This is a genomic window from Nostoc sp., assembly GCF_036917815.1.
Lineage (GTDB): Bacteria > Cyanobacteriota > Cyanobacteriia > Cyanobacteriales > Nostocaceae > Nostoc.
This window is the reverse complement of sequence record NZ_JBALEK010000010.1, coordinates 123616-132062: the sequence shown is the minus strand read 5'-3', so window position 1 is coordinate 132062 and position 8447 is coordinate 123616. Positions and strand designations below refer to the sequence as shown.

Sequence of the window (8447 nt, the reverse complement as noted above, 5' to 3'; positions counted from 1 at the left end):
CGCGATGAATCAGACGCGATGAATCAGACGCGATGAATCAGACGCGATGAATCAGACGCGATGAATCAGACGCGATGAATCAGACGCGATGAATCAGACGCGATGAATCGCGTCTCTACATTTGTAAAAACATAAACTTCTTGGAGATTAAAAACATGGGTTCTCAATACTTTGACATCAAACCAGTTGCAGGACGTATTGGTGCTGAAATCATCGGTGTTAATCTGAGTTCTAACCTCAGCGATGACATCATCAGTGATATTCGCAAGACTCTAGTCAAATACAAAGTGATCTTTTTCCGTGGTCAGCAACAACTTGATGCTGATGGACAGGTCGCCTTTGCTCGTCGTTTCGGTGAAGTCACTACAGCCCACCCGACTGTACCCTCGCTGCCAGAAAACCCAGAAGTCTTAGACTTGAATTATGGCCGCACCACTTCCCGCGCCAATAGCTGGCATACCGATGTAACATTTGTAGACCGTCCTCCTCTCGGTTCGGTTTTACGAGCGCTTGACATTCCCCCAACTGGTGGCGATACAATCTGGGCAAACTCCGTGACTGCATACCAAGATTTACCTACCCATCTGCGTAATCTCGCAGACCAACTTTGGGCAGTACATAGCAACAAATACGACTATGCAACTGGATTCGACCTACCTGAAGATGTCAAGGCTTATCGGGCTGTCTTCACCTCCACTGTATACGAGACTCTGCACCCAGTTGTACGCATACATCCCGAATCTGGGGAGCGTGGGTTATTCATCGGCGGATTTGTGCGTCAGTTCCGTGGCTTATCAACAACTGAATCAGATGACATTCTGCGGCTGTTGCAAGCATACATAACACGTCCTGAGAACACAGTGCGGTGGCGTTGGCAAGTTGGTGACGTAGCCTTTTGGGACAACCGGGCTACTCAACATTATGCGATCGCAGATTACGGCGACCAGCCCCGCCACGTTCAACGTGTGACAATTGTCGGCGATCTCCCAGTGGGCATCGATGGTAAACAAAGTGAGGCGATCAAGGGAGACGCTTCTGAGTACAACCGACGTGAGGCGGTGACTGCGTAAAAATAAAATACCAGCTAGACAATCTCTGTGAAGTAGAAGTTTCATTGGTAGTAAAGCGAATGGCACTAAGAAAAGCCCAAAAGCCTGTGTAGCCTCGTTCCCAGCCTCCAGGCTGGGAATGTATTCCTAGAGGCTCCGCCTCTGGTCAGGGCAAGGGCTGTATCTTAACTTAGTGCCATTCGGTAGTAAAGCAAGTTCCATACTTGGGCAGAGGAGCGATGCATGGGTGATACACGCGCTACTGTTTTGGAAACAATAGCGGATACTTTAATCGAGCGTGCTGAAGCTCTGCCTTTTCGTGTTCTGCAAGTAGCGGTGACAGGCATTACTGCTAGTGGCAAATCCACTTTGGCACAGGAGCTAGCGCAGATATTAACCAGACGTGGAAGAAGTTCTGTTCACATTGCAGTGGATGATTTCCATAACCCACGCGATCTGCGCCATCGCCGAGGTCGTGAGTCAGCTGAAGGCTACTATTTTGATGCCTACAACTATTGGCTCCTCAAAAAGCTTGTGCTTGAACCACTTGGTCTTGGAGGTAATTTAATCTACCAGGCACGTGGGTTCGATTTGGAAACAGATGCTCCAGTGGAAGAGGCACTTAATAAAGCCAATCCTGGAGATATTTTTCTTTTTGCTGCCAGTTTTCTGCTACGACCAGAGATTGTCTCTTACTTTGACTATCGTATCTATATAGATACAGATTTTGATGTGGCCGAGCAGCGTGGGGTAAATAGAGATGCAGCACGGCTTGGGTCTTGGGAAAACGCAGTTCGTCTATATCGTCAGCGATACCATGCCGCACAACGAATCTACTTTGCGGAATCTAATCCTGTGCAGTATGCCGATGCTTTATTGAAAAACAATGGAGGTCTGAACTTCCAACATTACAAGCATCTGGCACAAACGGCTGAACGAGGTAAATTTGATATGCTTTTCTAATTAGTACTCTATCGGATTAATTTTGATAATGTGCAAGATTCCCAACTTCTTCATGAAGTCGGGAATCGCAACAACTTAACTCAAACAAAATTATTTCATACTCTAAATTAGCAACCCCAAATTAAAGATGGTAGATGACTGAGGTTGCAATTCAAAAAAGATTACTCCTCCTCTTCGTCTTCGTCTTCCCCGAACACTGCGTCTATAAGTTCTTGTGCCCGTTCGTCTGAAATCTTTAAGGCTTCCTGAAGCTCAGAGATATAATCTTGTTCACTTTCGGGTACTTCCTCATCAATCCCTACTACTAAGATAGCGGCGATGTATGCAGCTTCACGATAACCTTTATTTGGTAAGGATTCGATGGATTGGGCGATTAAATCTTCTGGGTCTTCTTCTTCAATCAAGTTGACAACTTTTTCGGTCAATTCTTCAAAGTCTTCTTCAGAGTAATCTTCAAATAAGCCAACCCGACTGAGAAATTCACTCAAAGCATATTCTTCTGTTGAAGAAATACCTTCACCATCAGCAGCTGCGGAAAAAAGTCCAATAACTGCGATCGCAACTTCTGGTTCTAGAGCAACTGAACTAACACTACGGCCTTTGGGCAATTTGCGTTGAGACATAATTATCCTCTAAAAGTTACGTGATATTTCAGGAAGTCATACCTTGGGGGTTATAACTCTTCCTCGATTTATAATTCCCAAAAAAATGCCGAAATATACATTGGCATAAATCTTTTTTTTCATAAAAAATACGCAGAGAATATATTACTCTGCGTATAAAAACATTTAATTGCCTTGAATTATCAAGGTTTTTAGGACTTGTGTACACCACCGTCGCCTAAAAGCAGAGGTAAGGAAGGCTGTATTGGACTCAACTGCAAACCGCTATAATCCCGTGTTTACAAGAGTTATATCATTGGTCTGAATTATCAAAAAGCCTTACAACTTTGTCCCACACTCAGCGCAAAAGTTATGAGTAGGAGAGTTTTTGGCATTGCAGTGGCTACAATACACTGGCTCGGCTGCCGCTTTCGGCGATCGCTTCTGCAAGCCGACCATTTGAGCGTTGCTCTTGCCAGGGACTACCATTGGATAACAGTTTTCCTCTCTGGTGACGAGGGCATTCACAATCACAGGGCCTTTGTGTGCGAGCATTTCGGCGATCGCATCTTTTAATTGACTGCGATCGCGGATTACCATGCCTTTAATGCCATAAGCTTTTGCTAACAACTCTACGTCTGGCATCCCTACTTCCATATCTGACGATGAGTAACGCTCACCATAGAAGGCTTGCTGCCACTGGCGCACCATCCCTAGCCAGCCGTTATTAATAATTAATGTCTTGACATTTATCCCATATTGTGCGAGTGTTCCCAACTCCTGCAAACACATTTGGAAGCTAGCATCACCACTGATACAAATGACTTCTTCATCAGGAAACGCTACTTTCGCGCCCATTGCCGCAGGTAAGCCAAAACCCATCGTTCCCAAACCGGCGCTAGAAATCCAGCGCCTTGGGCCATTCTTTAGGAATTGTGCTGCCCACATTTGATGTTGTCCGACATCTGTGGTGTAGAAAGCGTGGGGTGCTTGGCGACTGACTTCTACGATCACTTCTTGGGGTGAAATGCTGTCGGGATGGTGCGGCACCATGAGAGGATACTCTTCGCGCCAACGGTTAACTAAATTTAACCAGTCTTGGTTTTGATTCGGTGTAGCTTTAACGCCTGTTTCTTGGCAGCGACGCAACAAGTCTACTAAGACGTTCCGCACATCGCCAACGATGGGCACTTCGGGAACGCGGTTTTTCCCGACTTCTGCGGGATCGATATCGATGTGAATTACTTTAGCGCGGGAGGCAAATTCATCTAATTTACCTGTAACGCGATCGTCAAATCTAGCGCCGACGCAAATCAGCAAGTCACAATCACTAACGGCAAAGTTAGCGTAAGCGGTGCCATGCATCCCCAACATTCCCAAAGCTAGAGGATGATGTTCGTCAAATGCACCGATCCCCATTAAGGTTGTAGTGACAGGGATATTGAATAATTCAGCTAGTTCTTTGATTTCTTCATGGGCACCAGCTGCGATCGCACCACCACCCACATACAATAGCGGACGGCGACTTTCAGTAATCAACTGGATCGCGGCATTAATTTGCCGGGGATTTCCCTTGACAGTGGGACGATAACCGCGTAACTTCACTGAACCTGGTTTTACAGGTATATAGTCAAATTCTTCTAAAGCTACATCTTTGGGGACATCAATCAAAACTGGTCCCGGACGCCCAGTACTAGCGATGTGGAAGGCTTCAGCCACAATTCGCGCCATATCCTTGGGGTCACGCACTACATAAGAGTGCTTGACAATTGGCAGGGTAATTCCGTAAATATCGGTTTCCTGAAACGCATCTGTACCAATGGACGGACGTGCTACCTGTCCTGTCACCACAATCATCGGGATTGAGTCCATATAGGCTGTGGCGATGCCTGTCACCAAGTTAGTTGCTCCTGGACCAGAAGTACCAAAGCACACTCCGACTTTCCCCGTGGCACGGGCATAACCATCAGCAGCATGGGCTGCACCTTGTTCGTGTCTGACGAGGATGTGCTTCATAGCACCAGTTGCTTCCACCTTATACAGGTCGTCGTAAATTGGCAGAATTGCTCCACCAGGATAACCAAAAATATAATCAACGCCGTGGCGATGAAGGCTGTCAAGCAGAGCAAAACCGCCAGATGCACGTTTGGGCATCACTGGCGGGCTAGAAATACGGGACTGTTTCTGATTCTCAGTTTGGGGGAGACTAATTTGGTCAAGCGATCGCACGGTCAAACCTCAGACTATAGCTAAAGTTAATGCTGAATTCTGTAGTTAAGATTTCATTTTAATTGAAAAGTTCAATCAAATTCTGATTAATTTTTATATTAAATATAAAGCTAGATTATTAGCCTACATTAGTTAAATTACATCTTGCAAGACATTGCGGGTATTTTTCCAAGCCCAAACACCCACAACTACCACAACAACACTCATTCCGACAAGTACAAATCGCAAGCCCAGAGCATCAGTTAATGGCCCAGTAATGGCCAGAGGTAACGCCAGAGCGATGTTGACGGCATGATTTTGAAAGCCAAATACTTTACCGTGCATGGTAGGTGGTGTTTGCTGTTGAATTAAAGTTTGCATGGGTACACCAATTAAGGCAGCACCCACACCCAAAAATGCACAGAGTGCTAGTGCCAGCAACAAGTTGTGCATAAATGTGAATACACCTAAAACTAGTGCAATCATCAAAAATCCAATTAAAGGTAGAGGCTTGTGATGCAATTTCTCACCCCAATGACCTAAAATTGCCGCACCAAATACCATACCCACTCCTGCTGCTGCCAAGAAAAAGCCAAACTGTTTTTCTTTTAAACCAAACTCCTCAGCTAATCGAATTGTCAGCACAGTTAAGGCTGCAAATACACAATATAAAGTTGTCAGTTGCAGCATAGCATTCAAGATCAAAGGGTTTTTCTTGAGATAGCGTAGGCTTTCGGTAAATTCAGCCCAAGGGTTATTTGATGCCCGATGTTCCTTCGATGGTTTGGGTTCTTTAAACTTAATTGGCTGCATAATCGCAGCTGATAATATGTATAATCCACCGACCACAAGCTCTTGACCGTATTCTTCTCCCATCCAGCTTTTCGCCAAACTCAAAATCGGCTCTCCGATCGCAAAGCCAACAATTAAAGCTCCCATCATCGTACTGGTAAACAGTGCATTGGCTGCCAACAAATTCTCTCGCTTCACCAATAAGGGAATCGCTGCTTGTTCAGCTGGTGCAAAAAACTGCGTCACCGTGGAAATGGCAAAAGTCAGGATTAACAAAATCAGGAAGTGTCTTGGTAACAAGGGAACACATAGCGTTAATACTCCCCGCACGACATCTGAACCGACCATAATCAGCTTTTTTGGTAATCGGTCAACAAAGATGCCACCAGCAGAGCCGAACAAAATTGCTGGTATTGTAAACGACAGCATCAAGGTTGAGTACATCGAGTTTTGTGCCAACCCAGGAAGCGGTGGGTAATTCTCCAAGAGAGCAATCAGCAAAACGAAGAAGACCTTATCTGCTAATTGGGACAGTAGTTGTCCAATCCACAGAAGCATAAAACCACGATTTTTGAGCAGTGCGCTAAACCCGTTATTAACAGCAGCTGGTTCAGTTGGAAACATTTAGATACTTTTGGGTAGATGGGGCATTGGGCACTTGTACTGAGCGTTCGCGTAGCGTCTCCAAGAGTTGCCGTTGGCGCAGCCTCTCCAAGAGTTGTATTGGGCATTGGGCAGAGGGGAGAATAAATGCTAACTCCAAACTCCAAACTTCTAACTCTCTAACTCCTAACTCTCTAACTCCTAACTCTTAATTCTGTTGTCCGGATTAATTTGCTTCATAATGCTTTAACAGCATAAGCAAAAATTCAGCTGCTGTCAGACGACCTTTGGGTGGAATAATTTCAATGGAAGAATCTACCCAGCAGCCTTGTACAGTTTGGGGCGTAGACGCAGAGCGGCTTGTCGTTAGATATCGCCACATTGACAAATGATCAACTGCTGGCTGTGCGTAAAAGTTATTTTGCCCACTACCTAACAAACATGAACTCCAATGGGTGAAATAATCATGACTCATCCGATGAATAGGGAAATTCCCCTGTAGTGGTACTCCCCATCCATCTATAGCAATAAATGCTTTCACACAACCACCCAAGAGTTGCCACAAATGCGCTGCCCCGATCGCCCCAACTACGCCAGCACTAAAGCTAATGAATATAATTGATGATTCTGGAGAGTTGGTCAAGGGATACCTGCGGTGAGCTACGCTAACGCGCAAAAATTGCAAAATGTGAAATGCTGATAAAACCAAAACATCTTTACCCGGATAAATCCGTATATTTGCGGAATTGGGTGCGATCGCGCTCTGAGAAACTAAATCTGACAATCCGACTCTAAAGCTTTCAGTTAACTCTGGCTCATGGATTCCAGGGCAAATAATTATATTCATCTGTAACACTACCTTTGATTTTTTGACTCTTCAGATGTATAGAGCTTTTTCAAAAATCAAGTAATATTCTTATATATTACCTTATTTTTACTGAGTAAATTATAGCCGCTTCATATACTTTTCCGAAAGAATACTATTTTAAAACCATATTAATTTGAATTATAAATAATATTAGATTAATCTAATAAATCAAATGTTTATTTGTATAATTATTTTTATAATTTTACTCCTAATTATTTTTGTGGCTCTATATAATAGTTTGATTCAGAATCCTGATTAATGAGAAAAATCTATAGTCAGGCGATTGAGCGAATCGTAAGTATAATCAACAGTACGACCAGAATATTCTTCTACCCGCTTACGATTGCCAACGGCATCGAGAGTATATTTAAAGTCAGAGAATTAGGTGGGGCAAATAATATTAATGTTGGGTTTTGCTTCGCTCCACCCAACCTAAGAGGAATTGCGATTCCACGAGTCGGTGCAATTTTACTGAATCTTTATCATATATTCAGTCACAAGTTACAAGTCTGTTGATAGTTTGTAAAAAGTATTTGAATTTCTGATTGTAGCTGTTCCTCATCGATTTCCCATTGGTCTTCAGGTGATGGACTGAATACACTACAAACACTATGTGCATCATTTATCATCTTAGAAAACTTTGTCATTTTGCCCAAACCCAAAAGTTCGCTATAAAGCTTTGCAAATTCTTCAGCTGTTAATTCACCACGCAGACGTGCCTTAACTAATTGCTTATCATATGGTTCATCCCAAGTTTTTTTAATACTTTCCTGAATATCTCTATGGCTCATCCACAAGGTAGCAATTGTCCCGCAGAAAGTATCACCGGAAGTTTCATGAGCTAGAAAACTCTTAATCAAAGAACAACACTGTAGTTCTATTTTGGATAAGCTATCTTCTACCATACGTTTCCTTTTGTCAATCTAGAAGCAAGAAGCAACGTAATTATTTAAATAAATCATAAGTAAATTAAAAAATATGTCAAACAGGCGATTGAGCGAATCAAATCCCATTTGCTGCTTATAAAGCCAGTTTGGGCTTAATTTTTGTCTAAGTCCCGTTAGTTTTGACCCCATTAGTCATATTTAAGGTCAAGCATAAGATAAAAGGTAAAAACTTCTTCATGGTTGATTTTTAGTACCCGCTTTCGCTATTCCAGCGACATAGCAGATGGCGCATTGGTTCAATTTTCCATGCCCAATGCCCCACGTAAGTTTTGTATATCTTTTGATGTATTATCTTGATTTTCCCACCTATCCTATCCCCCTGGATGGGATAATAAGTTATAAGTAGGGAAATATGCGTAAGCTATAGTGCTTCTTGGCTGAGTCCAATAGAGACCTAACCCCCAGCCCCTTCCCT

General features: G+C 43.5%; 7 protein-coding genes. 2 read left to right on the top strand and 5 right to left on the bottom strand.

Annotation, left to right across the window (positions count from 1 at the left end; genetic code table 11):
• Positions 1-155: 155 nt before the first annotated feature.
• Complete coding sequence (locus V7K97_RS03465; protein WP_334799299.1) at positions 156-1070, top strand: TauD/TfdA dioxygenase family protein; 915 nt, start codon at positions 156-158, stop codon at positions 1068-1070.
• Positions 1071-1292: 222 nt separating this feature from the next.
• A complete protein-coding gene (locus V7K97_RS03460) occupies positions 1293-2012 on the top strand; it encodes a hypothetical protein (protein WP_334799298.1) in 720 nt (239 codons plus the stop codon).
• A 161-nt stretch (positions 2013-2173) separates the two neighbouring features.
• Here the strand turns inward: V7K97_RS03460 and V7K97_RS03455 are convergent, their stop codons facing one another.
• The 5 genes from V7K97_RS03455 to V7K97_RS03435 form a co-directional block, all read right to left on the bottom strand.
• On the bottom strand, positions 2174-2635 hold the full coding sequence (locus V7K97_RS03455; protein WP_334799297.1) for a tellurite resistance TerB family protein: 462 nt from the start codon (positions 2633-2635) through the stop codon (positions 2174-2176).
• Between the two features lie 318 nt (positions 2636-2953).
• Positions 2954-4843, bottom strand: a complete 1890-nt coding sequence (gene ilvB, locus V7K97_RS03450; RefSeq protein ID WP_334799296.1) for a biosynthetic-type acetolactate synthase large subunit — start codon at positions 4841-4843, stop codon at positions 2954-2956.
• Positions 4844-4975: 132 nt separating this feature from the next.
• Entirely contained in the window at positions 4976-6238 is a 1263-nt protein-coding gene (locus tag V7K97_RS03445; protein ID WP_334799295.1) for an MFS transporter, read from the bottom strand.
• 205 nt (positions 6239-6443) lie between these two features.
• Positions 6444-7064, bottom strand: coding sequence for a hypothetical protein (locus V7K97_RS03440; RefSeq protein WP_334799294.1), 621 nt, complete (start codon positions 7062-7064; stop codon positions 6444-6446).
• 515 nt (positions 7065-7579) lie between these two features.
• Complete coding sequence (locus tag V7K97_RS03435; RefSeq protein ID WP_334799293.1) at positions 7580-7990, bottom strand: hypothetical protein; 411 nt, start codon at positions 7988-7990, stop codon at positions 7580-7582.
• Positions 7991-8447 lie beyond the last annotated feature (457 nt).

What these genes read in the sequence shown, in the direction of transcription:
- V7K97_RS03465 (WP_334799299.1), top strand. Translation starts at nt 156, where the DNA reads ATGGGTTCTCAATACTTTGACATCAAACCAGTTGCAGGACGTATTGGT.
- V7K97_RS03460 (WP_334799298.1), top strand. Translation starts at nt 1,293, where the DNA reads ATGGGTGATACACGCGCTACTGTTTTGGAAACAATAGCGGATACTTTA.
- V7K97_RS03455 (WP_334799297.1), bottom strand. Translation starts at nt 2,635, where the DNA reads ATGTCTCAACGCAAATTGCCCAAAGGCCGTAGTGTTAGTTCAGTTGCT.
- V7K97_RS03445 (WP_334799295.1), bottom strand. Translation starts at nt 6,238, where the DNA reads ATGTTTCCAACTGAACCAGCTGCTGTTAATAACGGGTTTAGCGCACTG.
- V7K97_RS03440 (WP_334799294.1), bottom strand. Translation starts at nt 7,064, where the DNA reads ATGAATATAATTATTTGCCCTGGAATCCATGAGCCAGAGTTAACTGAA.
- V7K97_RS03435 (WP_334799293.1), bottom strand. Translation starts at nt 7,990, where the DNA reads ATGGTAGAAGATAGCTTATCCAAAATAGAACTACAGTGTTGTTCTTTG.